The organism is Microbispora sp. H11081 (genome assembly GCF_012999535.1).
GTDB lineage: Bacteria > Actinomycetota > Actinomycetes > Streptosporangiales > Streptosporangiaceae > Microbispora.
Window position 1 is genome coordinate 234065 of sequence record NZ_JABBWV010000006.1, and the last position, 25406, is coordinate 259470.

The following is a 25406-nucleotide window of genomic DNA, read 5'->3' on the forward strand; positions in this document are numbered from 1 at the left end:
TGCCGGGGGCCGTTCGCGGGCCTCCCGGCGGCGTCGCGGAGCCGTCAGAGGGTCGTCCGGGAGCCGCCCGGGAGGCGTGCGTGAGAAGGCACCCGGCGGCCGGACCACCCGGTGGTACCGGCAGAATGGAGCCATGACGGAGCCTGCCCCGCGGCCCAAGGCGCGCGATCTCAACCTGGTCATCCGATACACCATGTGGTCGGTCTTCCGGCTGCGCGACCAGCTTCCCGCCGCCCGCGACGGCGTGGCCGACGAGGTCGGGGAAGTGCTCGCGCAGGCGGCCGGCAAGGACGTGACGACCCGCGGCTGCTACGACGTGGCCGGGTTCCGCGCCGACGCCGACTACATGTTCTGGTGGCACGCTCTCACGCCCGAGGACCTGCAGGAGACCTACACGCGCTTCCGCCGCACCACGCTCGGCCGCGCGAGCGAGCCGGTGTGGTCGGCCATGGCCCTGCACCGCCCGGCCGAGTTCAACAAGTCCCACATCCCGGCCTTCCTCGCCGAGGAGGAGCCCAGGGGCTTCGTCTGCGTCTACCCCTTCGTACGGTCCCTGGAGTGGTACCTGCTGGAGGACTCCGAGCGCCGGGCGATGCTCGCCGAGCACGGGAAGATGGCTCGCGACTACCCCGACGTGCGGGCCAACACGGTCGCGTGCTTCGCGCTCAACGACTACGAGTGGATGCTGGCCTTCGAAGCGGACGAGCTGCACCGCATCGTCGACCTGATGCGCCACCTGCGCGGAGCCGAGGCGAGGCGGCACACCAGGGTCGAGATCCCCTTCTACACGGGCACCCGCAAGCCGGTCAGCGAACTCGTCGCCGCGCTGCCCTGACGATCGCGAACGCCAGGACGGCCCAGGTCAGGGCCTCGACCAGGGGGCCCGCCGCGCCCAGGGCCATCGTCAGCGGCAGCGTCGCCGGGAGGACGACGGCGACCGCACGGGGGACCAGCGCGCAGCGGAAGACCGCGACCGCGAGCAGGACCAGGCCGGCCAGCCACAGCACGATCCCCGGCATGAACAGCACGCCGAGCGGGTCCGGCGGGTTCGTGGCGAGGACGAAGGTGGTGGTCACCGGGACCGCCACGACCGCGTGGCCGAGGCCGTACAGGAGCGCCCCGGCGTCGCCGGTCCGCCCCCAGCCCCGCGCCGGGCGGTGGACGCGGCGCAGGGCCAGGACGGCCCCGATCGCCGCGACCAGGTAGAGGGCGTACGCGCCCTCGACGAGGTAGTCGCCCGCCGAGGCGAACGGCACCGTCTGCGTGTGCAGGAGCTGCGTCACACCGAGCGCCAGCGACGCCGCGGCGGCGACGAGCGGTGCGGCGACGAGCGGTGCGGCGGCGGGCCTCCCGCCCGCCGGGTCGTCCGTACGCGCGGCCCGAGGGTGCGCGGTGGCGGGGGTGTGGGGCGACGCGGTGGCGTCCATGAGGTTCTCCTCCGGAGGGTGATGTCGTTGCCCGTCCAGATTCGGGCCGCGACGTTCCCGGCCGGAGGAGCCGATGGTCCCGCGGACCCGGGAACGCCTCCCGGCCCCGCGGGAACGGGCTCAGCCCGGCGCGAGTCCCGCCGCCCGCGCGGCGGCGACCGCCTCGGCGCGGTCGCGTACGCCGAGCTTGACCAGGACGCCGGACACGGCGTTGGCCACGGTCTTCGGGCTGACGCCCAGGCGTGCCGCGACCGCCTGGTTGCCCAGGCCCTGCGCGACGAGTTCGAGGATCTCGTACTCCCGCTCGGTGAGCGCGGGGAACGGCCGGGAGGACACCCGGGGCGGCGCGTGCAGCAGCTTGATCACGGCCTCGGCGGCGCCGGTCCCGAAGACGGCCTGCCCCCGGGCCGCCGCGCGCACGGCGGCGACCACGTCGTCCTGGGCGGCGTTCTTGAGCAGATAACCCCTCGCCCCCGCGCGGACGGCCGCCAGCAGCGACAGGTCGTCGTCCGACATCGTGAGCATGATCACGCTGGGCGGGCGGGGCCCGGCGGACAGGCGCCGGGTCGCCTCGATGCCGTCCATGTCCGGCATCGCGATGTCCATCAGCACGACGTCGGGGGAGTGCTCGCGGACGGCCGCGAGCGCCCGGCGGCCGTCCTCGGCCACCGCGACGACCTCGATGCCCTCCACGGTCGACATCAGCGCCCCGAGACCGTCACGGACCACGGGGTGGTCGTCGACGACGAGCAGCCTGATCACAGGGGAATCCACGCGGTCACCACCGTTCCGCCGCCCGGGGCGGCGTCGATCGTCAGCTTTCCGTCCAGCTCCTCCACCCGCTCCCGCATCGAGGTCAGGCCGACTCCCGGGACGGCCTCCGGCCCGAGTCCCCGCCCGTCGTCGCGCACGCTCAGCTCGAACCCGCCCGCGACCCGGCCCAGCCGTACGGCGCAGCGGCGGGGCGCGCCGTGGCGCACCGCGTTCGTGAGCGCCTCGCGGGCCACCAGGTAGGCCGTGACCTCCACGGCGGCCGGCAGGCCGCCCACGTCCTCCGAGGTGATCTCGATCTCGACCCCGCCGTCGCCCAGCGTGGCCGCCGTGTGCTCCACGGCGCCGGTGAGGCCCAGCTGGGCCAGCTCGGGCGGCCTCAGCCCCCGCACCAGGCGGCGTACGCCCGCGCCCGCCTCGGCGACCTGGGTCCTGATCTGGGTGAGCAGGTTCCGCGCCCGATCCGGGTCGGCCCTGAGCGCGTTGCCCGCGGCGTCGACGGTGAAGCCGATGCCCGCGAGGAAGGCGCCCAGCCCGTCGTGCAGGTCCCTGCTGATCCGCCGCCGCTCCTCTTCCCTGGCCGTGACCAGCAGCGTCCGCGAACGCTGCAGCGCCGCGGCGCGGTGGGCGGCGGCGAGCGCGGCCCCGGCGTGCGACGCGAGCGGGGCGAGCACCCGTGAGTCGCCTCCCGACGCGCCCAGAGCGCCCAGGTCCTCGTTCTGGAAGCGCAGCGGCACCGACACGCCGAGCGGGGCGGGCGCTCCCCGCTCGACGACCTTCAGCGGCTCGCCCGGCGTGCCCAGTTCGGCCCGTACGTACGTGGCCCGGGTCGCCTCGGCCACGGCGTCGGCGACGGCGGCGAGGATCTCCCCGGGCTCCGAGGTCGCGGCCAGCCGGGCGCCCAGCCGGGCGTGGACGGCCTCGGGGTCGGGCCCGCCGCCGTACAGGATGCGGCCGGAGGCCCGGCGCAGCCAGCGGTGCAGCGGCTCGACCGCGACCGCCACGGCCGCCGCGGCGGCGACGTGCGCCCCGGTGAGCCCGTCGACGGTGAAGTACAGCAGGGCCAGCGCCCCCGCCAGCAGCCCCAGGGTCAGCGCGCGGCGCAGCCACGGGCCGGTCCCGTACAGGTCGTGGCGGAGCATCGCCACGCCGACGCAGGCCGGCAGGGCCAGGATGAACGGCACGCCGGCGGCGGGCAGCCGGACGACGGCAGGCAGGAAGACTCCCGCCACGAACGCGGCGGCGCCGAGGCAGATCCACAGCAGCTGGGTGCGCTGCTCGCCCTGCGCCCGCGCCGTACGGACGACGAGCCCGGCCGCGCAGGCGAGCGAGGTCGCGGCCAGGATCACGATGACCGCCGGCAGCGCGTCGCGCACCGGCGCGAGGGCCTCGACGGAGAACGGCCGCGCCACGTCCTCCGGCACCAGCGCGGCCACGACCGTGAACGCCGCGGTGGCGGCCACTCCCGTCGCCGCCACCGGCACCCAGGCCCGGCCGGGCAGGCGGCCGTCCGGCACGAGCAGCAGCAGGACGCCGCTCACGGTCAGCAGGGCGGGGGCCCAGACCCAGGCGCCCACCCAGGCGGCCCACGGGGTGCCGGGAAGATCCGGCCGCGAGGCGTAGGAGTCCGCGAAATAGGCCGCCGCGCCGAGCACGGTCACCAGGCAGCACGGCCCCACCGCCCCGCCCTCGCGGCGGGACAGGAGGTAGGCGCCGAGCGGGGTGAAACCGAGCGCGAGCGCCGCGTCCATCGGGTCGGCGCCGCCCAGCGCCCCGCCTGCCGCGACAAGGACGCAGGCCAGCCCGAACACGAGCCAGGACATGACGGCCGGCACGCACCCTCCCTCCGAACGGCGGGCACCACTGACCCGTTCAGAAAGGACATTCTGGCGGATCCTGTACGAAGCGTCGGAAACGGTCTTGGCGGCCGGAAGACTTTGCCATACTGTGACGAAGGATCGACGTCCATGTGAGGCAGAGTGACAAGCGGGCTGGCACGTTCCAGGGGGCGCCGCCGCAAGAGGCGGGCCCGTTCGCACGTCGTCGAGGTGTCGCTGGGGGTGGCGGCCTTCGCCGCCGGGGCCGTTGTGATCGCCTGGCCTGCGTCCCGTTCCGACGAGGCTCTCCCCGAGCGCGCGGTCGCCGCGCCCGCGCCACAGGCGTCCCCGGCGGGGGAGCTGACCGTCGCCAGCGTCGACACCGGCGAGAAGGCCGACGCCAAGGACAAGAAGGACAAGAAGGCGGCCGAGCACAAGGCGTCGGGACCGTCGAAGTACACCGACACGAAGGCGGAGGCCTACTTCCGCAGCAGGTGGAACGACAAGACCGTTAAGCGGGTCAAGGACATCCGCACCGAGGGCGGCTACCTGCGCATCTACACGAACCTGCCGGAGAACGCCGACAACTCCAAGACCGCGATCACGCTGTGCAAGCGCGGCCTGGAGTACCTGGCCGAGCGGGGGGAGGCCAACCCCGTGGTGTTCGTCCAGTCCCGGTTCGGCGAGAACGGCAATCCCGTTCTCGCCAACATCCTCGGCCCGGACGACGACGACTGCCGGGTCACCTACCCCAGGCCGAAGTGATCGTCACTCGGCCGGCCGCAGCGTCAGGCTGACGGAGTTGATGCAGTACCTGTCGTCGGTCGGCGTGGGATAACCCTCACCGTGGAACACGTGCCCCAGATGCGAGTCGCAGCGGGCGCAGCGCACCTCCACCCTGCGCATGCCGAGCGAGTCGTCCTCGTGCAGCGTGACGGCGTCCGACCCGGACGGTTCGTAGAACGACGGCCAGCCGCAGTGCGACTCGAACTTGGTCTCCGACCTGAACAGCTCCGTCCCGCAGGCCCGGCAGGAGTAGACGCCCACGGTCTTGGTGTCGACGTACTCGCCGCTGAACGGCCGCTCCGTCCCCGCCTGCCTGAGCACCCGGTACTCCTCGGGGGAAAGCTGCACGCGCCACTCGGCGTCGCTCTTGACGACCTTCTCCATGCTCACCACCCTGCTTCTCGCGGCCCCTCGCGGGGCTTACGAACTGAGGAACTCCACGGAGGCCCGGGATCTTCCCCGCAGATGTTCGCGGGCCGAGGCATCCTTTCCGCGGTCTTCCTGCGTCTTCACTAACGAGGGGCTGATCGCCGCACCCGCGGGGGCGGTCCGCCCGCACCACCGTCAGGGCAGCGAAGCACCCGACCCGTGCTGGACGCCGCCGGACGGTGAGGAGGAGGCCGCCCTCGGGCGGCCGTCGTGGTCCGTCCCGTCGCGTGCGGCGCAGTCCGAACGCGAGCGCCGTACGCGACCACGCGCCTGCGCCGATGGGCGCGGCCGTGGGAGCGCGCGGTCCGGCCGCCGTCGGCAGCCCGGGACGGACCCCCTCCTCCCTATAGGGTCGGTCCATGGCTTCGCCGTACATCGAGATAGAGGTGGGTGGCCGCACGGTCAAGGTCACCAATCCCGACAAGGTCTACTTCCCGGAGATCGGCGCCACCAAGCGCGACCTGGTGGAGTACTACGTGAGCGTGGGGGACGGCGTGCTGCGCGCCCTGCGGGAGCGGCCGACCTACCTCAAGCGGCACCCCGACGGCGTCGGCACCGACGCGATCTACCAGAAGCGGATGCCCCGGCATCCCGACTGGATCGAGACCGTCACGGTGCGCTTCCCGAGCGGTCGCACGGCCGACGCGTTCTGCCCGACCGAGGTGGCGGCCATCGCGTGGTGCGCCAACCTCGGCACGATCGACTTCCACCCGTGGCACGCGCGCCGCGCCGACCTCGACCACCCCGACGAACTGCGCATCGACATCGACCCGCAGCCCGGCACCTCGTTCGAGCAGGCCCGTACGGTGGCCTTCACGGCCAAGGAGATCCTCGACGAACTCGGCATGACGGGCTTTCCGAAGACCTCGGGCAGCCGCGGCATCCACGTGAACGTGCGAATCGAGCCGCGCTGGACCTTCACGGAGGTGCGGCACGCCGCGATCGCCTTCGCCCGGGAGGTCGAGCGGCGCTCGCCTCTCGCGACGAGCGCCTGGTGGAAGGAGGAGCGGGGGGAGAAGGTCTTCATCGACTACAACCAGAACGCCCGCGACCGCACGGTGGTGGCCGCCTACTCGGTCAGGGCGCGGCCCGACGCCCGCGTCTCCGCCCCGGTCACCTGGGAGGAACTGGCGGGCTGCGACCCGCGTGACTTCGACATCAGGACGATGCCGGAGCGGTTCGCCAGGCTGGGCGACGTGCAGCGGGCGATCGACGACCGGTCCTGCGACATCGGCACGCTGCTGGAGTGGTACGACGCCGACCACCGGGGCGACATGCCCTATCCGCCCAACTACCCGAAGATGCCCGGCGAGCCGAGGCGGGTGCAGCCCAGCAAGGCCAGGCCGTCCGGCGAGGCGGCCGGCTGATCGCGACCGGGACGATCTGGCTTTTGTCCGCCTGTCTCCGCTCTTGATCGGCTCTTGCATCTCCGTCCGGTGTCCCTGGAGGCGGGCGCGGGGATGGTCCCGGTGAGCGCTCGCGACGGGGGAGCGGGCGCTCGTCCCCGGGCAAGACCGCGTACGGACGAACCTGGAACACCCAAGAGCCCCGCCTCCGGCGACGCTGCCGGTGGCGGGGCCGCCTTGTACGAGAGCGAGCGGGGGAGACATCCGGATGTGCCTGAGCTGCGGCTGCGGCGAGCCTGACGACGACCACGGGAATCCCGGCCACACCACGGGGACGGACCCGCGGGAGGCCTCGACGGGCGGGGACACCGGCCCGGCGCGGGCCGGTGACGACGTCAGGCCGGGGACGGAACCGGACGGCACGCCACCTTCCTGACGCCGGGTCCCGGTCCCGCGTCAGGCGTGGACGCGGGGACGGCCCGGGGCGGGGCCGCGCGAGGTGTGAGCCCGGAGAACGCGTCACCCCTGACTGGAACAGGTGGAAGCCGCCGCCAGACCGATATGTATGGAGAGTGACCAAGTGACAACACCGGTCAAGAGGATCACGATGTCCAAGCCGTTCTGCGCCCTCGCCGGCGTCGGCCCCTACGCCCTGGCCAAGGCGGGCGAGGTGTACGAGGACATGGCCGTCCGCGGCCGCAGGCTTGTCAGCAAGATGAGCAGGGAGGCCGCGCAGGAGTTCGAGGAGACCGCGCACGAGCTGGAGGATCTGTCCAGGTCCGCTCGCCAGGCGCAGGATCGCCAGGCGCAGGAGAGGCAGGCGCAGGAGAGGGAGCGGGAGACCGCCGGCCAGACGGCGGGCCGGGCCCGCGCCGCGGCGTCCAGGGCCTGAGGCGCCGGCCGCGGTCCGGGGGGACTGAGGCGCCAGCCGCGTCCGCCGGGGGCCGCGTCCGCCGGGGGCCGTGTGTGTCCGCCGGGGGCCGTGAGGCGCCCGCCTCCGGCGACGCCGGACACGGCGGACACACCGAACACGCGACGGCCCCGCCTCTCCCGGTCCCGGGAGAGGCGGGGACGCTCGGGGTCAGGGGCAGTGGTGGAAGCTCGTCGCGGCCTCCGGGCCGAACATGGGGGCGGGCTGTCTGCGCAGCCAGGGCAGCAGGCCGCGGAGGTCGTCCGCCAGGCGGTCGGCCAGGTCGAGGGAGAAGCCGTTGCGGCACACCACTCTCAGCACGTGCAGGTCGGCGCGGTTGGGCGGGAAGGGGTAGGCGGGCACCAGCCAGCCCCACTCCCGCAGCCGCCTGGACACGTCGTAGACGTTGAACCGGGTGACGTCGTCGCCCGTGGTGAAGGCGAAGACCGGCAGCTGGTCGCCCCGCGTGAGGAGCCGGAAGCAGCCGATGCCCTCGATCCGCTCGGCGAGGTGGGTCGCCACCCGCCGCAGGGCCCCCTGCACCTCGCGGAACCCTTCGTAACCGAGTCGGAGGAAGTTGTAGTACTGCGCGACGACCTGCGATCCGGACCGGGAGAAGTTGAGCGTGAACGTCGCGACGTCTCCGCCGAGGTAGTCCACGTGCTCCACCAGGTCGCGGGGGAGCGCGTCCCTGTCCCGCCACAGGATCCACCCGAGCCCGGGGTAGACCATGCCGTACTTGTGCCCGGAGACGTTGATGGACGCGACCCGCGGAAGGCGGAAGTCCCACACCAGGTCAGGTTCGAGGAAGGGAGCGATCATCCCGCCCGATGCGGCGTCCACGTGCACGGGCACGGACCACCCGGTGCGTTCCTCCAGCTCGTCGAGCGCCGCGCAGATGCCGGCGACCGGCTCGTAGCTTCCGTCCATGGTGGAGCCCAGGACGGCGACGACGCCGATGGTGTTCTCGTCGCACTGGCCGGCGGCCTCCTCGGCGCCCAGGTGGAAGCGGTCGCCCTCCATGGGGACCATGCGGGGCTCCACCTCCCAGTAGTTGCAGAACTTCTGCCAGCACACCTGGGTGTTGACGCCCATGACCAGGTTGGGCCGCGTCCCGGCGTCGTAGCGGGCGGCGTTGCGCCGCGCCCAGCGGCGTTTGAGCGCCATCCCGCCGAGCATGCACGCCTCGCTGGACCCGACGGTGGACGTTCCCACCGACGCGTCGGGGTCCGGGGCGTTCCACAGGTGGCCGAGCATCGGGATGCAGCGCTGCTCGAGCTCCGCGGTCGCGGGGTACTCGTCCCTGTCGACGAGGTTCCTGTCGGCCATGTCGCCCATCAGCGCGTGCGCCTCGGGCTCCATCCAGGTGCTCACGAACGTGGCGAGGTTCAGCCGCGGGTTCCCGTCCAGCATCAGCTCGTCGCGGATGATCCGGGCCACGGTGGCGGGCGCCGTCGGCTCCTCCGGCAGCCTGCGCCGGGGAGGGACCGCCGTGATGCCGGAGGCGGGGTCGGTCGCCCCGAACAGCGGATTGACCCATAACGGACGCTGCCCGGCCTGCCTGCATTCCTCTGAAGTCACCGGTCCGCTCCTTCCGCCGCCCCCTCGAACGAGTCTCGCAGGCCGCGACTACAGGCGGGGCAGGCGATGGCCAAAGGCGCATTTACCCGGCATCTCGCTTCATTTATGGAGCAACTGGTTTGAACGGGTGCATATCGAAGAAGCTCGGCTTGACGATCGTGTACGTCGACTCGGGCACCTCCACCCACAGGCCGGGCAGGTCGCGCAGGGGCTCGGACACGACGATCCGGGCGTCGTCCGAGAGCTCCATCGCCCCGAACACCTCCGGATGCAGGTGGCGGAGCGTCTGCGTGTTCGCGCTGTGGAACAGCGACCGCGAGCGACCGTCGCTGGAGTAGCGGAACGACCACACGGACTCGCCGTTCGACATGGACAGCGACATCTGGAGCGGGTCGTCCACGCCGTGGACGCCGGCCGTCCGCTCCACCAGCCCGACCATCCGCGCCACCGCCCCCGGCGGGTCCTCGCGCAGCCCCAGCGTGAGCGCAAGGAAGAACATGACCTCCGAGTCCGTGGACCCCTCGATCGACGGGAACAGGTCCGGGTCGACGGCCAGGACGAGGTCCCGTTTGAGTAGGCCGAAGCCGCGGATCGCGCCGTTGTGCATCCACAGCCAGGAGCCGTACCTGAAGGGATGGCAGTTCGTCTGCTGTATCGCCGTTCCCGAGGAGGCCCGCACGTGCGCCATGAACAGCGACGACCGGACGTGGCGGGCGAGCTCACGGAGGTTGCGGTCGCCCCACGCGGGCTTGGTGTCCTTGAACACGGCGGGCGTGAGGGCGCCGTCGCCGTAGTAACCGACGCCGAACCCGTCGCCGTTCACCGTCTCCTCGCCGTACCTGGCGTGGAGACTCTGGTCGATCAGTGAGTTCTCCGGCTCGTAGAGCAGCCTCTCCAGGGCGATCGGCGAGCCGGTGTAGGTCAGCCAGCGGCACATGTGTCCTGCCCCCCGTCGCGTCGGCGCGCCCGGCGTCCCGTGCCGGTGGAGCCGCGGCGGTACGACCCGCTGATCACCGGGCCGGCTCGCGGGCTTGCCGACCGCCGCCGGCCTGGCTTCACCGCCACGGCCCCGATGTCTGCCGTTCCCATCCGCGCCCGGTTGTACGCGCCCCGGCGACCTGGGGGAGTGGCCGGGCGTCACCGCGGGCGCGGCCACGCCTCGGCGTAGCGGTAACCCAGCTTCTCGATGTCAAGGACGCCCGCGACGGTGTCGCCGTACCGCGGCAGCCGGCTCTGCTCGGTCACGTTCCCGTACGCCGACCGGACCGGGGCCCCGGGATGGCGGGAGCGCCACATCTGCCACAGCAGGTCGCCGAAGCAGGCGATGACCCAGTAGAGCGGGTCGTTCGGGGCGGTGGTCTGGGCCAGGTCGCCCCCGACGCCCATCAGCACCGCGCCGATGTGGATCTCCAGTTGCATGTTGAATGTCTGGAAATCCGGAGTTCTCAGCATGTTCGCGACGAGCTCGGGGGTGGCCCACGAGGGAATCCTGTCGCCGTCGGCGTAGGAACGCCGGAGCGGATGAGCCCGCGGGACCCCGGCGGTCCAGCCGGCGAACGCGCCGTCGAGCACGGCCTGATCGCGCCCGGCGGTTCCGTTGCCCCCGAAGAAGGCCTTCGACAGCACCGCCGAGCGCTCCGGCGCCCGGCCGTCGAGGGGCCAGTCCCAGTAGGGCACGGACACGGCGGGATCGACGCGCTGGAGCTCCCGCTCGAAGTGCAGGAGGTGCCTGCGCTGCCACGGCAGGAAGAAGCCGTTGGCGTGGGTCGCGGCGAAGCCGTCCGCGTAGGTCCTGACCAGCACGTCGTAGGTCCCCCGCACCTTGAGCGCGCGCACCGCCCGGACGAACGCGGCCCACTGCTCCTTGGTCAGGTCGCCGACCCTCCGGCGGGCCTGCGGCCCGGCCGGGGCCGCGTACGCCGCCGTCCCGCCCGCCCCGAGCACCAGCGCCGCCGTGCCCCACATCGCCGACGCCAGCATCTCCCGCCTGCTCGGCCCCCGCATCGCCGCCCCCGCTCGTCGTCGCGTCCCTGTTCCGATCGGCGTTCCGATCGGCGTTCCGATCGGCGCAAACACTAGAACGAGGAGGCCGCCGTGCCGCGGATTTCGGCCCGTGTCGGCGGCGCCGGTGACGGCGGAGGCGGGCCGCCGGGCCGGGGAGTGGTGATCACTCGGCGGAGAGCGCGTGGACGAGCCGGGCGACCAGGCGGCGCGTCTGCTCGAACGATGCCTCGCTGAGCGCGGGTGAGCCCACGATCGAGCGCATCACTCCCATGCCGAGTAGCAGTGCGCCGATCAGCTCGGCACGCAGCGCGGCGTCCTGGCCCTTGAGACGGCCGGCGAAGTCCCGCAGGTAGCCCTCGCACAGCTGAATGTGCAACTGGTCGCGTACGGCGGGATTGCCGGAGGACCGCAGCATCACCAGGAACGGATGCTCGCCGTGGAACATCTCCCAGTCGCCGAAGACCACCTCGCGCAGCAGGGCGTCGGCGATGTGGGGGACCGGACGGTGCGGATCGGCGGTCAGGCCCGCGGGGATGTCGACGCGCACCGCCTCGGCGTACAGCTTCCTCTTCGAGCCGAAGTAGCGAGAGATCAGGGCCGGGTCGACGCCGACGTCGGCGGCGATCTCACGGATGCCGGTGCCGTCGTAGCCCTGCCGGGAGAACCGCAGCCGCGCGGCGTCCAGGAGCGCGGCACGGGTGGCGGCGCGGTCGCGACGCCGCGGGTCTGGTGGGGGCTTCTCGGTCATGCGGTCAGCATAAGTCATCAGTTGTTGACTTATCTGCTGAGGGCCTTCTAGCGTCTTCAGTCATCGGTCGATGACTTAGTGGCGAACCCGGGAGGGAGACCGATGCGCACCTTTGTGATCACTGGTGGCACCGACGGAATGGGGAAAGGGCTGGCGCTGCGGCTTCTCGGCCGGGGCGATCGCGTGATCGCCGTGGCCGACGGCGCGCCCAAGGGGCGGCTTCTGCTCGCCGAGGCGGAGCGGATGGCCGCCGCCGACCGGGCGGTCTTCGTACGCGCCGACCTCAGCACGCTGGCGGGGATGCGCGCGGCCCTGGCTGAGATCGCGACGGTCACGGACTCCGTCGACGGGCTGGTCTTCGGAGCCCAGCGGTTCCGTCCCCGGCGCGAGGAGACAGAGGACGGGTTCGAGTTCACCTTCGCGCTGGGCTACCTCAGCCGGTATGTGCTCGGACACGGGCTGGTCCCGGCCCTCGAACGGGCCGAGGCGCCGGTCATCGTCAACATCGCCGGTCCCGGCGGCCTGCCCGGCGTCGTCTACTGGGACGACCTGCAACTGCGTGAGGGTTACCGGGGCAGACGGGCCGCGATGCAGTCGTCGCGATGCAACGACCTGCTGGGCGTGGACTTCCCGCGCCGCCATCCCGGGGCGCGCACCCATTATGTGCTCTACAACCCGGGATTCGTCCGGACGGGCATGGCCGACCCATTGCCCTGGCACCAGCGGCTGCTCACCAAATCGCTGGCGACGGTCTTCGCACAATCGGTGGACAAGGCGATCCCGCCCATCATCCGGCTGCTGGACCGGCCACCCGCCGAACCGGTCACGGCCTTCATGCGCGGCAGGCCGCTGCCTCTCGAAGGGGAGGACTTCGACCCCGGCCGCGCCCGGCGTCTGCGCGAGGTGACCTCGCGGCTGCTGGGTACGGAGGCGGCCGAGGCCCGTCATTGACAGTCGGCTCATCCAGACGGACGGCTCATCCAGACGGACGGCTCATCCAGGCGGACGGCTTGTCCGGCCGACGGATCGCCGCCCGCGTGTTGCCGGTGCCGCCCGGGGGCGCTGGTGGCGCCGGGTGGTGCCGGTGGCGCCCGTCCGACGAACGTGGCGCGCCGCACCGTCCGCCTGCAGGGCCACCGGGACAGGGGGCCGTGGCGGCGGGGCCCCGGGGCGTCGTGGGCGGTCCTGTCGGTGGGGTGTGCCACTGTAGGAGGCGTGCGTCGCATCCACCCCTGCTTCGAGGACGATCCGGACATCCCCGCTGCCTACGCCTATCCCCGCGATCACTGGCTGCGCCTCAACATGGTGGCCAGCGCCGACGGCGCGGCCTGGGTGGAGGGCCATTCTGAGGGCCTGTCCGGCCGGGCCGACAAGCGGATCTTCGGACTGCTGCGCGGCCTGGCCGACGTGGTGCTCGCGGGCGCCGCGACGGTCCGCACGGAGGGATACCGCCCGGCCCGCCCCCGGGAGTCGTGGCGGGCGCTGCGCGAGGGCAGGCCCCCCGCGCCGCCCATCGCCGTGGTCACCCGCCGTCTCGACCTCGACCTGGAGGCCCCGCTGTTCGCGGAGGCCGAGCCGTACGCGAGGACGATCGTGATCACGACGGAGTCCGCGCCCAGGGATCTCCGCGAGGCGGCGGCGGCGAAGGCCGACCTGATCGTCGCGGGCGACGAGTTCGTCGACCTCGCGACCGCCATGGGCGAACTGCGTGCCCGGGGGCTCGGCCGCGTCCTGTGCGAGGGCGGCCCCCGGGTGAACGCGCAGCTCGCCGCCGCCGGGCTGGTCGACGAACTGGCGCTGACCGTGAGTCCGCTGCTGGTCGGCGGCGACGCGGCGCGCATACTGGACGGCGTCGCGTCGCGCACGCCGCTGACCCTCGCCCAGGTGCTCGAAGAGGACGGCTTCCTCTTCTGCCGATACGTCAGGGAGGCGCAGGATGAAGCTTCCGGTTGATCCGCAGGTCCCCGACCTGGAGCTGCCGGTCGTGCCGCCGGTCGCGCCGATGCTCGCCAAGGCCGTGAAGGGCCTGCCGAAGCAGGACGGCACGCTCTACTACGAGCCGAAGTGGGACGGCTTCCGCTGCATCGTCTTCCGCGACGGTGACGAGGTGTTCCTGGGCAGCAGGAACGAGCGGCCCTTCACCCGCTACTTCCCCGAGCTTGTCGAGGCCGTGAGGCGGGAGTTGCCGCCCAAGTGCGTCGTGGACGGCGAGATCGTCCTGATCAGGGGGCAGTCGCTCGACTTCGACGCTTTGCAGCAGCGCATCCACCCCGCGCAGTCCCGGGTGCGGCTGCTGGCCGAGAACACGCCCGCGTCGTTCGTCGCCTTCGACCTGCTCGCTACCGGGACGGAGGACCTCATGGAGGCGCCGTTCTCCGAGCGGCGGGCCCGGCTGGAGGAGGCGCTGTCGGGCGCGGGCCGGTCCGTACGGCTCACGCCGGTCACCCGGGACGAGGGCAGGGCCGCCGAGTGGTTCGACGCGTTCGAGGGCGCGGGGCTCGACGGCATCGTCGTGAAGCCGGGCGACCAGCCGTACGCGCCGGACAAGCGCGTCATGTTCAAGGTCAAGCACGAGCGGACGGCCGACTGCGTGGTGGCGGGTTACCGCGAGCACAAGTCGGGGCCGATCGTCGGTTCGCTGCTCCTCGGGCTCTACTCGCCCGACGGCCGGCTGCACCATGTGGGCGTGGCGGCGTCGTTCCCGATGAAGCGCAGGGAGGAGCTCGTCGACGAGCTCGCGCCGTACCGGGTGGAGGACCCGCGCGAGCACCCGTGGGGACACTGGGCCGAGGTCGCGGGCGGCGGCGCCGAGGGCCAGCGCCTGCCAGGCGCCGTGTCGCGGTGGAACGCCAAGAAGGACCTGTCGTTCATCCCGCTGCGGCCTGAACGGGTCGTCGAGGTGGCCTACGACCACATGGAGGGCGACCGGTTCCGCCACACCGCCCAGTTCCGCCGGTGGCGCCCGGACCGCACGCCGTCGTCCTGCACCTACGAGCAGCTCGACCGCCCGGTGAGCTACGACCTCGACGAGATCCTCGCCCGCTGACGTCCCGCCCCGGCGCCGGCGCGCCACGGCAGCGGCCCGGTCACGGCAGGGCAGGTGTCGGCCCGGTGCCGGCATACGCGGTCCCGGCAGGCCCGTCAGGTCCCGGCCGGGGCGGCGGGTCAGCCGGTGAGGGCGCGGACCGCGGCGGTGACGACCACGGCGACCGCGACGATCACCAGGAACGGCGCGCGCAGCAGCAGAGCGACGGCTGCCGCCGCGAGCCCGGCGGCCCGGGCGTCGACGACCAGCGTGGGGCCGTCGGCGAAGGTCTGCAGGGCGATCAGCGCGGCCAGCGCCGCGATGGGCACCAGCGCGGCCAGCCTGCGCACGAGCGGCCGTTCGAGCACCGCGGCGGGGACCGACAGCCCGAGCAGCTTAACCGCGTAGCATCCGGCTGCGGTGATCACGATCGCGGCCCAGATCATCGGCGGCCTTCCCTGGTCGAGCGGGCGGCACTGAGGCGGGCCACGGCGAGCACGGCCGGGGCGGCGAGCACGGCCACCAGCACCGGCACGCCCGCGGGCACGAACGGCACGCAGGCGAGCGCCAGCACGACGGCCAGCGCCGCCACCGCCGCCTCCTGGCGGGGAAAGCCCGCCTCCCCGGACGTCACCGCGCCGGCATCGCCCGTCCTCGTGACCGGCTCCCGGCCGGAGACGCCGCCGGGCCGGGACCCCGCGGCGCCGTTCCTCGCGGCTTCGGCCCCGGCGGCGGACACTCCGGTCTCGGCGGCCCCGGTCCCCGATGCTCCGGTCCCCGATGCTCCGGTCCCCCCGGCTCCGGGACCGGCGGTGCGGGCCCGGAGCATCGGCACGAGCAGGGCGAGGAAGACGGCGGGACCCGCGACGTCGAGGCCCCACGCCGCCGGGTCGCCGAGCGCGGACGCGCCGAGCGCGCCGAGGAGCGTGGTGATGTTCCAGCCGGCGTAGAGGCTGACCCCGGTGATCGTGAACCCGAGCCTGGCCAGCCGCCGGTCGGGCTGGGCGAGGGCCACGGCGGAGGTCTCGTCGATCACCCACTGCGCGGCGAACGGGCGGACCGCCCTGGGGAGCCCGAGCAACTGCGACAGCCGCAGCCCGTAGAAGGCGTTACGTACGCCGAGCAGCAACGCGCCCGCCGCGGCGGCGAACGGGTTCCCGCCGGTGCCGAGCGCGCCCACCAGCGCGAACTGGGACGCACCGGTGAACACGAACAGCGACAGCACGCAGGTCTGCGCGACGCTCATGCCCGCGCCCGCCGACGTGACGCCGAACGCGAAGCCGGACAGGCCGACGGCCGTGCCCACGCCGAGGGCGTCCCGCACCACCGCCGCCCTGGGCTTCGGCGGCAGCCCGGCCTGCACTGATGTCCTGGTCACCCGCCTGAGGGTAACGAATTGGGCGGCTAATCCCCTTAGTGGGGTCAGTGCCGGGTCCGTCCTCAGGGGTCCGTACGGTCTACCGGGCCGCAGCGTGCCCCGCCGGGACCCGGTCGCCGCCACCGGCGGGTCAGCCGGCGCGGACGAAGACCCGCATGGACCGGTCGGTGACGCCGACCTTGGCCCCGGCGGGCAGGGTCGGCTCCTCGGCGTACGGGTCGTCGCGGACGTCCTCCTCCGCGGTGTCGAGGACCGGACGCCAGGCGGCGCCCAGTTCCGCGCCGGGGAGGGCGAACGTCATGCTCTCGTGGTGCGCGTTGATCAGCATCAGGAACGACTTGTCCCTGATCCGCTCGCCGCGCGGGCCGGGCTCGCTGATCGCGTCACCGTTGAGGTACACCCCCAGCGACTTCGCGTAGCCCGTGTGCCAGTCGCCGTCGGTCATCTCCGTGCCCGAGGGCGTGAGCCAGACGATGTCCCTGCTCTCGTCCCCGACCGTGCGGCCCTGGAAGAACCGGCGGCGCCGGAACACGGGATGCGCCCGCCGTAACGCGGCCAGGCGGCGGACGAAGTCGAGCAGGTCGCCCTCCTGCCGGACGAGCGACCAGTCGATCCAGGAGATGTCGTTGTCCTGGCAGTAGGCGTTGTTGTTGCCGTGCTGGGTGCGGCCGAACTCGTCGCCCGCCAGCATCATCGGCACGCCCTGGGACACGAACAGCGTGGTGAGGAGGTTGCGCCGCTGCCGCCGGCGGAGCCGTACGATCTCGGGGTCCTCCACCGGGCCCTCGGCGCCGCAGTTCCAGGAGCGGTTGTCGTCCGTGCCGTCGCGGTTGCCCTCGCCGTTGGCCTCGTTGTGCTTGTGGTCGTAGGAGACGAGGTCGGTGAGGGTGAACCCGTCGTGGGCGGTCACGAAGTTGATCGAGGCCACCGGGCGCCTGCCGCTGCTGGCGTACAGGTCGCTCGACCCGGCCAGGCGCGAGGCGAACTCGGGCAGCGTCTGGGAGGCGCCGCGCCAGAAGTCCCGCACGGAGTCGCGATACTTGCCGTTCCACTCCGTCCACAACGGCGGGAAGTTGCCGACCTGGTAGCCGCCGGGGCCGACGTCCCACGGCTCCGCGATCAGCTTCACCTGCGAGATCACCGGGTCCTGCTGGATGAGGTCGAAGAACGCGCTCAGCCGGTCCACGTCGTGCAGTTCCCGCGCCAGCGCGGCGGCGAGGTCGAAGCGGAAGCCGTCCACGTGCATGTCGAGCACCCAGTAGCGCAGCGAGTCCATGATCAGCTGGAGCGCGTGGGGCGAGCGGACGTTCAGCGAGTTGCCGCACCCCGTGTAGTCGAGGTAGTAGCGGCGGTCCTCCTCGCGCAGGCGGTAGTAGGCGACGTTGTCGATGCCGCGAAAGCCCAGCGTGGGCCCCATGTGGTCGCCCTCGGCGGTGTGGTTGTAGACCACGTCGAGGATCACCTCGATCCCCGCCTCGTGCAGGGCGCGCACCATCGCCTTGAACTCCTGGACCTGCTCGCCGCGCTGACCGGAACAGGCGTACGCGTTGTGCGGCGCCATGTAGGCGATCGTGTTGTAGCCCCAGTAGTTCGTCAGCCCTCTGGCGACCAGGAAGTGCTCGGGCACGAACTGGTGGACCGGCATGAGCTCGACCGCCGTGGCGCCGATCGACCGCAAATGGTCGAGCACGGCCGGGTGCGCGAGCCCGGCGTAGGTGCCCCGCTGCTCCTCGGGGACCGCGGGATGGCGCATGGTCAGGCCCCGCACGTGCGCCTCGTAGATCACCGTCTCGTGGTACGGCGTGTGGGGCGGCCGGTCGTTGCCCCACTCGAAGAACGGGTTCACGACCACGTTCTTCGGCATGTACGGCGCGGAGTCCTCCGTGTTCAGCCGGGCGGGATCGGCGAACTGGTAGGAGAACAGCGACTGGTTCCACCGCACCGAGCCCTCGATCGCCTTGGCGTACGGGTCGAGCAGCAGCTTGGACGGATTGCACCGGTGCCCGTGCTCGGGCCGGTAGGGCCCGTGGACGCGGTAGCCGTACCGCTGTCCCGGCATGATCCCCGGCACGTACCCGTGCCAGACGAAACCGTCGACCTCGGGCAGATCGACGCGGCTTTCCGCGCCTCCGTCGTCGTACAGGCACAGCTCGACCCGCTCGGCCGCCTCCGAGAACACCGAGAAGTTGGTGCCCACACCATCCCAGGTGGCGCCGAGCGGGTAGGGCTCTCCAGGCCAAACCTCGCGCATGTAACCTCATTCTCCACGGCCGGGGCGAATCGTGCACCCGCGACGACCCCTGTTCTCGCACGCGAACGCGGGAGCCCCCGCCGGACCGGGTCCGGCGGGGGCTCCCCGCTGAGCGGCTCAGCCGATGAGCTCGGCGTTGAGGCTGATCGTCGTGCCGGCGAGCGCCTTGCTCACCGGGCAGTTCGCCTTCGCCGTCTCGGCGGCCTGCTGGAAGTCCTCCGCGGACAGGCCGGGCACCTGGGCCCGCACGGAGATCACGATGCCGGTGATGCCCTCACCCGGCTGGAAGGTCACGTCCGCCCGGGTCTCGACCGACTGCGGCGGGGTGCCCGCCTGGGCCAGGCCGTGGGACAGGGCCATCGAGAAGCACGAGGAGTGGGCGGCCGCGATCAGCTCCTCCGGGCTCGTCTTGCCGTTGGCCTGCTCGGCCCGGGAGGGCCAGGAGACGTCGAAGGTGCCGACGCCGGAGGAGTCGAGCGAGACGGTGCCCGAACCGTCGAGCAGCGCGCCCTTCCACTGCGTCGTCGCGGTACGAGTGGTCGCCATGGCGATATCCCTTCAGTAAGCGAAGCCTATCCACAGTGACCTTAACGCCGCCGCAGGTGTGCCGGGCTCACCGGCGTGCCCGGTCGGCTCAGGCCGTCGCCGCGCGGTCCAGGATCGCCTCCAGGTCCAGGCCGGACGGCAGCGTGCCGAAGGCCCGCCCCCAGTCGCCGGACAGGCGCGAGGCGCAGAACGCGTCGGCCACCGCGGCGGGGGCGTGCCGTACGAGCAGGGACGCCTGCAGGACCAGCGTCATCTCCTCGGCCACCCGGCGCGCGTCGGCCTCTCCCGCGGAGGCGAGCCTCTTCAGCAGCCGCTCGGCGGCGTCGGCGACCCTCCTGTCCTGGGCCAGCGCCACCTCGCAGAAGAACGCCTCGACCGCCTCCGGCTCCCTGGCCATCACCCGCATCAGGTCGAGGGCGGCCACGTTGCCCGAGCCCTCCCAGACGCCGTTCAGCGGCGACTCGCGGAACAGACGGGGCATCTGCGACTCCTCGACGTACCCGTTGCCGCCGAGACACTCCAGCGCCTCGGCCGCGTGCACCGGAGCCCGCTTGCACACCCAGTATTTGCCCGCGGCGAGGGCGGCCCGGCGGAACAGCCCCTCCGCCGCGTCGCCCCCGATGGCCCGGTCGGTCGCCCCGGCCAGGCGCATCATGAGCGTGGTCGCCGCCTCGGACTCCAGGACCAGATCGGCCAGCACCGAGCGCATCAGCGGCTGGTCGGCCAGCGTCCGCCCGAAGGCCCTGCGGTGGCGGGCGTGGTGGAGCGCCTGGGTCAGGCCGTACCGCATGCCGGCGGCCGAGCCGATCACGCAGTCGAGCCTGGTCATGTTCACCATCTCGATGATCGTCCGGACGCCACGGCCCTCCTCGCCGACGAGATGGGCGACGGCGCCCTCGTACTCGACCTCGGCCGAGGCGTTCGACCGGTTGCCGAGCTTGTCCTTCAGCCGCATCAGCCGCATCGCGTTGCGGGTGCCGTCGGGCAGCACGCGGGGGAGCAGGAAGCACGACAGCCCGCCAGGCGCCTGCGCCAGCACCAGGAACACGTCGCACATCGGGGCGGAGTTGAACCACTTGTGGCCGGTCAGCGCGAAGCTCCCGTCGCCCAGCGGCTCGGCCCTGGTCGTGTTGGCCCGTACGTCCGAGCCGCCCTGCTTCTCGGTCATCGCCATCCCGGCCAGCAGGCCCCGCTTCTCCTGCGGCGGGCGCAGCCCGAAGTCGTACGTCCTGGAGGCCAGCAGCGGCTCCCACTCCGCCCGCAGCGACGGCGAGTGCCGCAGCGCGGCCACGGCGGCGTACGTCATGGAGATCGGGCAGCCGTGCCCGGCCTCGACCTGGGACCAGGTGAAGAACTTGGCGGCCCTGGCGACGTGCGCCCCCGGCCGCGCGGACGTCCAGGGCGCGGCGTGCGCGCCGCTCTCCACCGCGACCGCCATGAGCTCGTGCCAGGCGGGGTGGAACTCGACCTCGTCGATCCTGTTGCCGTACCGGTCGTGGGTGCGCAGGACGGGCGGGTGCTCGTTGGCGAGCCGTCCCCACTCCTGCGCCTTCGCCGACCCGGCCAGCAGGCCGAGCTGACGCAGCTCTCCGGTCGCCCAGTCGGCCCCCTCCCTGGCGAGCCCCTCCAGCAGCGCGTGATCGGCCGAGACGTCGTGGCCGGTCAGCGGGGGCACCTGGTTGGTCACGTCGTGGGTCACTGGGTCCTCCTGCGCTCGATGCCGGAACTCGTCCAAGCGGACGTCCACGGTGCGGGGATCGCGACGTTGCCGGGATTCCATCTCAACACTCCGGGCGACCGTGACAAACACCGGGCGGGGTCCGGGTGCGGTCAGGCGCCCGAGATCTCCAGGCCGAGCTCCTGGGCCGCTTCCAGGGCGAGATCGCGGGCGTAGTCCTGGTCGGCGCCGGCCTCGCACAGCACCCGGTGGATGCCGTCGAGCGCCCGCCGGTCCCCGCGTCCGGCCAGGCCGCGGGCGGCCTCGGCCACCGTCGTCAGATCGCCGTCCGCCAGCCGGGTGACCAGGGCGTCCCTGATGCGGGCGGTGTCGGCGGCCAGGCCCGCGATGCCCATCGTCGCCCGGCCGCGCACCTCGTCGTCCTGGCACTCGCTCAACCGGATCAGCGTGGCCAGCCCGTCCTCGTCGTCCGGGGGCAGGACGGCGGCGAGCGCGACGGGGTCGTGGACGGTCGGCCGCCGGCCCGGGGCGTCGACGATGGCCAGCACCTCGGGGAGCGCCCGCTCGTCGGCGTGGTGGCCGAACGCGTGCAGCAGCGCCTCCACGACGGCCGGGTCGCTCTCGCGCCCGGCCAGGTCGCGGAGGATCGCGAGCGTTCTGTCCCGGTAGGGTGCGGGCGCCGCGTCCAGACCCGGCCCGGTCTCACGGGCGGCCCCGGTCTCCTGTCCCGGCCGCGTCTCCTGCGTGATCCCGGTCTCCCGGCCTGGCCGCGTCTCCTGGCCGAACTCCGCGAGCACGTCGACGCCGAACTCCCGCTCCACCGGGTCGTCGCTCTCGCACAGCCGGGCCAGCGCGAGGAAGGTCTCCTCGTCGTGGCGGGACTGCAGCGCGTGGACGGCCGCCCACCACGTCTCGTCGTCCTCGTCCAGGTCGCGGTACGGCAGCACCCGCCTGAGCAGCGCGTCCACGGGCGGCCGCAGGCCGAGCGCCGACTCCAGGACCGTCGTGACGGCGGCGTGCCCGCGCTGGCGGGTGATCGAGTAGCCGCCGCCGGAACCCCGTGCCTCGACCGTGACCCGCCGCGTGCCGTCGGGCGCGGAGCCGTACGCAACCAGCAGGGCGTGCTCGCCCTCCACCCGCATGGCGACCTCCTCGCGCAGCAGGGCTTCGAGATCCACCGCCGCGAGCCGCGCGGCGATCTCCAGCGGAGTCGCGCCGTCCCAGCCGGGCGCGGACGGGTCCGCGCCGTGTTCGAGCAGGGACCAGGCGATCCCGTACGCCCCGAAGATCGCGGCCAGCGTCAGCGGGGTGTCGCCGTCGTCGTCGGCCCTGCCGGGGTCGGCCCCCGCGTCGAGCAGGATGTCGGCCACGTCCAGGTGGCCGCTCGCCGCGGCCCACAGCAGGGCCGTCCAGCCGCCCTCCTCCGCCGCGTCGGGGTCGGCGCCGCCGTCGAGCAGCGCCTGCACCGTCTCGGCGTGGTCCCAGCACGCCGCCGCGCAGAGCGGCAGGCCCTCCTCGAGCCCTCCGCTCCGCCGGTCGGGGTCCGCGCCGTACTCCAGGAGCAGCCTGACGATGTCGTGGTGGCCGCCGACGGCCGCGCGGTAGAGCGGCGTCGTCCCCTGGGCGGGGTCCACGGCGGTGTCCGGGTGCAGCATCGCCGCCACCCGCGTGACGTCCCCTCCCGCTATCGCATCGAGCAACCTGCTGCGGGTCACTTCTCCATGCTCACACAGCCCCGGGCGGCGTCGTCGTCAGGGATCGTCCTCCCGTCACCCCAGGGGACGGTCCCGAGATCGTTCCGGAGGAGGATGGGGGAGCGGCGCCTGCCGGGATACGGTGAAGGACGTGACTGATCCGGGTGGTATGCGGGCATCGGACGCCGAACGCGAGGCCGTGGTGGAGCGGCTTCGGGTGGCGTCCACGGAGGGACGGCTGACCCTCGCCGAGCTGAGCGAGCGGACCGAGGCCGCCTACCTGGCGCAGACCCAGGGCGAGCTCGCCCAGGTCACCGCCGACCTGCCGGGCGCCGCCCCCACCTCCGTCCCCTTCGCGCCGCCCGCCCAGGGGGGCAGAGCGCGCAAGTGGGTCGTGGCGCTGCTTGGCGACGCCAAGAGGACGGGCACGTGGCGGATCGACGGCGGCATCGGCGCGGTCTCCGTGATGGGCGACGTGGTCCTCGACCTGCGCGAGGCCGAGGTGCGCGGGCGCGAGGTGGACATCGTCGCCACGTGCGTGATGGGCGACATCAAGATCATCGTGCCGGACGGCGTCGACGTCGAGCTCTCCGGAGTGACGATCCTGGGCGACAAGAAGGTCCAGGTGGTCGAGGCCCCCCGAGGCCAGTCCGCCCCGGTCGTCAGGGTCACGGCGTACGTGCTCATGGGCGACGTGAAGGTCATCGGCGACTCCCGGGCCAAGCCGATCAGGCGCGGCTGGCACGCGTGGAGCGGGTGGTGGCAGGAGCGCCGCCGGCAGCCGGGCCACGGCGGGTACGAGATCCCCGACCACCGCGGCAACCACGGCCTGCACTGACCGGGCCGCGCTGATCCGGGTCTTTATAGCCGTCATTCGCCGCCATTTTTGCGAACCCTGTGTGATTGACCGACGGCTCTACGTAACGTATCGGCCATGCCTGGTATCGATCACGAAATGCCGATCGAGCTCATCCGCAACCGGCCGGAGACCGCGCTCGAGCTGCTGCGCCATGTGACCGGGATGCCGATGCCGCCCTTCGTCGCCGCTCGTGTCGAAGCGGCGGACTGCACCCAGCCGGGACCGATCGAACGCCGCGCCGACTCGGTGGTGGTCGTCCGGGACGAGACCGGAACGGCGGTCCTGGCCGTGATCGTGGAGGTGCAGCTCGGACGGGACGCCGGCAAGAGGTTCAGCTGGCCGGTCTACGTCGCGACGCTGCGATCGCAGCACAAGTGCGACACCGCGGAGGAGATGGTGACCACCATTCAGGACTTCGACTACCTCGGCGAGAAGTACTTCTCCCATTGGCTCGACAAAGGCCGTGAGGAGGGCCGTGCGGAGGGCGAGATCAACTCGATTCTCATGGTGCTCGACGCCCGTGGTCTGGAGATCTCCGACGAAGCGCGTGAGCGGATCCGCCAGTGTGAGGACCTGAGCCAGCTCAGCACCTGGGTCCGCAGGGCAGCCACCGTCACCTCGGCCGACGACCTTTTCGCCTAGCCCGGCCCGCGGGTCAGGCGGCCGCGAAGGCGGCGCGTACGGCCTGGGCGTGGCGTTCGAGCAGGAGCGTGACCAACTCGGGGGCAGGGCCCAGCACGCCGGCCACGGCGTGCGCCCCGGCCTCCAGGGCGTCACGCTCCACCCTGTCGGCGAAGTAGCCGGGGGCCAGCAGGTAAGGAGCCACGACGACCTTGGGGGCGCCCGCGCGCGTCAGCCGTACGACCTCGTCCCGAGGGGTGGGCGCGGCGGCCGAGGCGTAGGCGGCGGTGACCGACCGCCAGGGGCGGGTGCGCGCCCATTCGCGGGCGACGGCGGCGATCGTCGCGTTCGCGCGGCGGTCGCTGGAACCCGCCGAGACGATCACGACGGCCGTCTCCGGGTCGCCGAGGTCCACGCCGGCCTCGGCGAGGCGGCGTTCGAGGGCCCGGACGAGCAGCGGATGCGGGCCGAGCGTCGGGCTGCAGAAGGCCCGCAGCCTCGGGGCGCGGTCGGCCGCCTCCCGCAGGGCGGCGGGGATGTCCACGCGGCTGTGATAGGCGGCGGTGAGCAACAGGGGGAGCACGACGGCCTCGTCCAGCCCGGACAGCGCCTGCGGCAGCGAGGGCGTGGCGTGGTCGAGGTACGCGGCGCGGACGTCCAGGCCGGGCCGTGCCCGTCGCACCCCGTCGAGCAGCGCCTCGACGGTCGCGGCGGCGCGCGGGTCGCGGGACCCGTGCGCGACCGCGACCAGCGGCGCGTCAGCGTGCGGCAGGGTCACAGGTGGATGCCGCATTCGATCTTGCCGAGGCCGGCCCAGCGGCCGCTGCGCGGGTCCTCGCCCGGCGCGACCCTGCGGGTGCAGGGCGCGCAGCCGATGGAGGGGTAGTCGTCGTAGTGCAGCGGGTTGATCAGAACGCCGTTGTCGGCCATGTAGTTGTCGACTTCCTCCTGGGTCCACCGGGCGATGGGGTTGACCTTCACCATCTGCCGCTTGGCGTCCCACTCCACGACCTTGGTGTTCGCCCTGGTGGGAGACTCGTCGCGGCGGATGCCGGAGATCCACGCGAGGTACGGCTCCAGGGCCCGGTTGAGCGGCTCGACCTTGCGCAGGTAGCAGCACAGGTCGGGGTTGCGCCCGTACAGGCGCGGCCCTAGGTCGCGGTCCTGCTCCTCGACGGTCCTGGACGGCTTCACGTTGATCACGTTGACCCGGTAGACGGCCTCGACCGCGTCCCGGGTGCCGATGGTCTCCGCGAAGTGGTAACCGGTGTCGATGAACAGCACGTCGACGCCGGGCTTCACCCGGCTGACCAGGTCGATCAGCAGCGCGTCGCTCATCGACGAGGTGAGACAGAGGCGGTCGCCGAAGGTGGCCGCGGCCCAACGGATGATCTCCCGGGCGGGCGCGTCCTCAAGGAAGCGCGCCGCGGACTCCACGATGCCCTGGAGGTCCAGCGTGGCCCGCTGCCGCTCCAGTCCTGCCTCTATCTCCGCCACCGACATCGGTTACTCCTCACACGTCGTTCACTGACTCA

At 72.8% G+C, this 25406-nt stretch carries 25 protein-coding genes; 9 read left to right on the top strand and 16 right to left on the bottom strand.

The features are described from left to right. Positions 1–133: 133 nt before the first annotated feature. On the top strand, positions 134–835 hold the full coding sequence (hemQ, locus tag HHX31_RS18095; RefSeq protein WP_169949461.1) for a hydrogen peroxide-dependent heme synthase: 702 nt from the start codon (positions 134–136) through the stop codon (positions 833–835). On the opposite strand, the gene HHX31_RS18100 is transcribed toward hemQ, so the two are convergent. The 3 genes from HHX31_RS18100 to HHX31_RS35725 all read right to left on the bottom strand — a co-directional run bounded on the left by HHX31_RS18100 (position 807) and on the right by HHX31_RS35725 (position 4033). Continuing rightward, positions 807–1427 carry a hypothetical protein gene (locus tag HHX31_RS18100; protein ID WP_169949462.1) on the bottom strand — a complete coding sequence of 207 codons (621 nt, stop codon included), beginning with the start codon at positions 1425–1427 and terminating at the stop codon, positions 807–809. The genes hemQ and HHX31_RS18100 overlap by 29 nt on opposite strands. Positions 1428–1547: 120 nt before the next feature. Further along, a complete protein-coding gene (locus HHX31_RS18105) occupies positions 1548–2201 on the bottom strand; it encodes a response regulator transcription factor (protein ID WP_311931966.1) in 654 nt (217 codons plus the stop codon). Next, a complete protein-coding gene (locus HHX31_RS35725) occupies positions 2186–4033 on the bottom strand; it encodes a sensor histidine kinase (protein ID WP_169949463.1) in 1848 nt (615 codons plus the stop codon). The genes HHX31_RS18105 and HHX31_RS35725 overlap by 16 nt, the downstream gene beginning before the upstream one ends. A gap of 144 nt (positions 4034–4177) precedes the next feature. Here HHX31_RS35725 and HHX31_RS18115 point away from each other — a divergent pair, with 144 nt between their 5' ends. Continuing rightward, entirely contained in the window at positions 4178–4780 is a 603-nt protein-coding gene (locus HHX31_RS18115; RefSeq protein WP_169949464.1) for a hypothetical protein, read from the top strand. Between the two features lie 3 nt (positions 4781–4783). Here HHX31_RS18115 and msrB read toward each other — a convergent pair whose 3' ends face one another. After that, a complete protein-coding gene (gene msrB, locus HHX31_RS18120; protein WP_169949465.1) occupies positions 4784–5185 on the bottom strand; it encodes a peptide-methionine (R)-S-oxide reductase MsrB in 402 nt (133 codons plus the stop codon). 404 nt (positions 5186–5589) lie between these two features. Between msrB and ligD the strand changes: the two genes are divergently transcribed. Both ligD and HHX31_RS18130 read left to right on the top strand, forming a co-directional pair. Next, entirely contained in the window at positions 5590–6597 is a 1008-nt protein-coding gene (gene ligD / locus HHX31_RS18125) for a non-homologous end-joining DNA ligase (RefSeq protein ID WP_169949466.1), read from the top strand. Between the two features lie 559 nt (positions 6598–7156). Beyond that, positions 7157–7468: a hypothetical protein gene (locus HHX31_RS18130; RefSeq protein ID WP_169949467.1), complete on the top strand. Its 312-nt coding sequence runs from the start codon at positions 7157–7159 to the stop codon at positions 7466–7468. 189 nt (positions 7469–7657) lie between these two features. On the opposite strand, the gene HHX31_RS18135 is transcribed toward HHX31_RS18130, so the two are convergent. From HHX31_RS18135 to HHX31_RS18150, 4 genes are all read right to left on the bottom strand, one after another. Beyond that, entirely contained in the window at positions 7658–9067 is a 1410-nt protein-coding gene (locus HHX31_RS18135) for a glutamate decarboxylase (protein WP_169949468.1), read from the bottom strand. Positions 9068–9170: 103 nt separating this feature from the next. Further along, on the bottom strand, positions 9171–10004 hold the full coding sequence (locus tag HHX31_RS18140) for a class II glutamine amidotransferase (RefSeq protein ID WP_169949469.1): 834 nt from the start codon (positions 10002–10004) through the stop codon (positions 9171–9173). A 200-nt stretch (positions 10005–10204) separates the two neighbouring features. After that, positions 10205–11071 (bottom strand): tyrosinase family protein, encoded by an 867-nt coding sequence (locus HHX31_RS18145; RefSeq protein WP_169949470.1) that lies wholly within the window; start codon positions 11069–11071, stop codon positions 10205–10207. Between the two features lie 163 nt (positions 11072–11234). After that, positions 11235–11819, bottom strand: a complete 585-nt coding sequence (locus tag HHX31_RS18150; RefSeq protein ID WP_169949471.1) for a TetR/AcrR family transcriptional regulator — start codon at positions 11817–11819, stop codon at positions 11235–11237. Positions 11820–11921: 102 nt separating this feature from the next. Here HHX31_RS18150 and HHX31_RS18155 point away from each other — a divergent pair, with 102 nt between their 5' ends. The 3 genes from HHX31_RS18155 to HHX31_RS18165 all read left to right on the top strand — a co-directional run bounded on the left by HHX31_RS18155 (position 11922) and on the right by HHX31_RS18165 (position 14865). After that, entirely contained in the window at positions 11922–12770 is an 849-nt protein-coding gene (locus tag HHX31_RS18155; protein WP_169949472.1) for an SDR family NAD(P)-dependent oxidoreductase, read from the top strand. Positions 12771–13034: 264 nt separating this feature from the next. Further along, complete coding sequence (locus tag HHX31_RS18160; RefSeq protein ID WP_169949473.1) at positions 13035–13772, top strand: pyrimidine reductase family protein; 738 nt, start codon at positions 13035–13037, stop codon at positions 13770–13772. A gap of 16 nt (positions 13773–13788) precedes the next feature. Continuing rightward, entirely contained in the window at positions 13789–14865 is a 1077-nt protein-coding gene (locus tag HHX31_RS18165; protein WP_169949612.1) for an ATP-dependent DNA ligase, read from the top strand. Between the two features lie 119 nt (positions 14866–14984). On the opposite strand, the gene HHX31_RS18170 is transcribed toward HHX31_RS18165, so the two are convergent. The 6 genes from HHX31_RS18170 to HHX31_RS18195 all read right to left on the bottom strand — a co-directional run bounded on the left by HHX31_RS18170 (position 14985) and on the right by HHX31_RS18195 (position 22412). Then, on the bottom strand, positions 14985–15290 hold the full coding sequence (locus HHX31_RS18170; protein ID WP_169949474.1) for an AzlD domain-containing protein: 306 nt from the start codon (positions 15288–15290) through the stop codon (positions 14985–14987). Beyond that, positions 15287–16222 (bottom strand): AzlC family ABC transporter permease, encoded by a 936-nt coding sequence (locus tag HHX31_RS34425; RefSeq protein ID WP_169949475.1) that lies wholly within the window; start codon positions 16220–16222, stop codon positions 15287–15289. The genes HHX31_RS18170 and HHX31_RS34425 overlap by 4 nt, the downstream gene beginning before the upstream one ends. A gap of 130 nt (positions 16223–16352) precedes the next feature. Next, positions 16353–18473 carry a glycogen debranching protein GlgX gene (gene glgX / locus HHX31_RS18180; protein ID WP_169949476.1) on the bottom strand — a complete coding sequence of 707 codons (2121 nt, stop codon included), beginning with the start codon at positions 18471–18473 and terminating at the stop codon, positions 16353–16355. 117 nt (positions 18474–18590) lie between these two features. Next, entirely contained in the window at positions 18591–19019 is a 429-nt protein-coding gene (locus HHX31_RS18185) for an OsmC family protein (RefSeq protein WP_169949477.1), read from the bottom strand. Positions 19020–19107: 88 nt separating this feature from the next. Further along, complete coding sequence (locus HHX31_RS18190) at positions 19108–20718, bottom strand: isovaleryl-CoA dehydrogenase (RefSeq protein ID WP_311931972.1); 1611 nt, start codon at positions 20716–20718, stop codon at positions 19108–19110. A 131-nt stretch (positions 20719–20849) separates the two neighbouring features. Further along, positions 20850–22412 carry an ankyrin repeat domain-containing protein gene (locus HHX31_RS18195; RefSeq protein ID WP_311931974.1) on the bottom strand — a complete coding sequence of 521 codons (1563 nt, stop codon included), beginning with the start codon at positions 22410–22412 and terminating at the stop codon, positions 20850–20852. A gap of 130 nt (positions 22413–22542) precedes the next feature. Between HHX31_RS18195 and HHX31_RS18200 the strand changes: the two genes are divergently transcribed. Continuing rightward, the gene (locus HHX31_RS18200) at positions 22543–23229 is read left to right on the top strand and encodes a DUF1707 domain-containing protein (RefSeq protein WP_169949479.1); all 687 of its coding nucleotides are present in this window, start codon (positions 22543–22545) and stop codon (positions 23227–23229) included. A 96-nt stretch (positions 23230–23325) separates the two neighbouring features. Beyond that, entirely contained in the window at positions 23326–23892 is a 567-nt protein-coding gene (locus HHX31_RS34430) for a hypothetical protein (protein WP_249346106.1), read from the top strand. A gap of 13 nt (positions 23893–23905) precedes the next feature. Here the strand turns inward: HHX31_RS34430 and HHX31_RS18210 are convergent, their stop codons facing one another. Next, the gene (locus HHX31_RS18210; RefSeq protein WP_169949480.1) at positions 23906–24664 is read right to left on the bottom strand and encodes a sirohydrochlorin chelatase; all 759 of its coding nucleotides are present in this window, start codon (positions 24662–24664) and stop codon (positions 23906–23908) included. Then, a complete protein-coding gene (locus HHX31_RS18215; RefSeq protein ID WP_169949481.1) occupies positions 24646–25374 on the bottom strand; it encodes a phosphoadenylyl-sulfate reductase in 729 nt (242 codons plus the stop codon). Before HHX31_RS18215 ends, HHX31_RS18210 begins: the two co-directional genes overlap by 19 nt. Positions 25375–25406 lie beyond the last annotated feature (32 nt).

Coding starts and splice junctions, on each gene's coding strand:
- ligD (WP_169949466.1), top strand. CDS start 5,590: ATGGCTTCGCCGTACATCGAGATAGAGGTGGGTGGCCGCACGGTCAAG.
- HHX31_RS34430 (WP_249346106.1), top strand. CDS start 23,326: ATGCCTGGTATCGATCACGAAATGCCGATCGAGCTCATCCGCAACCGG.
- HHX31_RS18150 (WP_169949471.1), bottom strand. CDS start 11,819: ATGACCGAGAAGCCCCCACCAGACCCGCGGCGTCGCGACCGCGCCGCC.
- HHX31_RS18140 (WP_169949469.1), bottom strand. CDS start 10,004: ATGTGCCGCTGGCTGACCTACACCGGCTCGCCGATCGCCCTGGAGAGG.
- glgX (WP_169949476.1), bottom strand. CDS start 18,473: ATGCGCGAGGTTTGGCCTGGAGAGCCCTACCCGCTCGGCGCCACCTGG.
- HHX31_RS18210 (WP_169949480.1), bottom strand. CDS start 24,664: ATGCGGCATCCACCTGTGACCCTGCCGCACGCTGACGCGCCGCTGGTC.
- hemQ (WP_169949461.1), top strand. CDS start 134: ATGACGGAGCCTGCCCCGCGGCCCAAGGCGCGCGATCTCAACCTGGTC.
- HHX31_RS18155 (WP_169949472.1), top strand. CDS start 11,922: ATGCGCACCTTTGTGATCACTGGTGGCACCGACGGAATGGGGAAAGGG.
- HHX31_RS18185 (WP_169949477.1), bottom strand. CDS start 19,019: ATGGCGACCACTCGTACCGCGACGACGCAGTGGAAGGGCGCGCTGCTC.
- msrB (WP_169949465.1), bottom strand. CDS start 5,185: ATGGAGAAGGTCGTCAAGAGCGACGCCGAGTGGCGCGTGCAGCTTTCC.
- HHX31_RS18215 (WP_169949481.1), bottom strand. CDS start 25,374: ATGTCGGTGGCGGAGATAGAGGCAGGACTGGAGCGGCAGCGGGCCACG.
- HHX31_RS18100 (WP_169949462.1), bottom strand. CDS start 1,427: ATGGACGCCACCGCGTCGCCCCACACCCCCGCCACCGCGCACCCTCGG.
- HHX31_RS18170 (WP_169949474.1), bottom strand. CDS start 15,290: ATGATCTGGGCCGCGATCGTGATCACCGCAGCCGGATGCTACGCGGTT.
- HHX31_RS18145 (WP_169949470.1), bottom strand. CDS start 11,071: ATGCGGGGGCCGAGCAGGCGGGAGATGCTGGCGTCGGCGATGTGGGGC.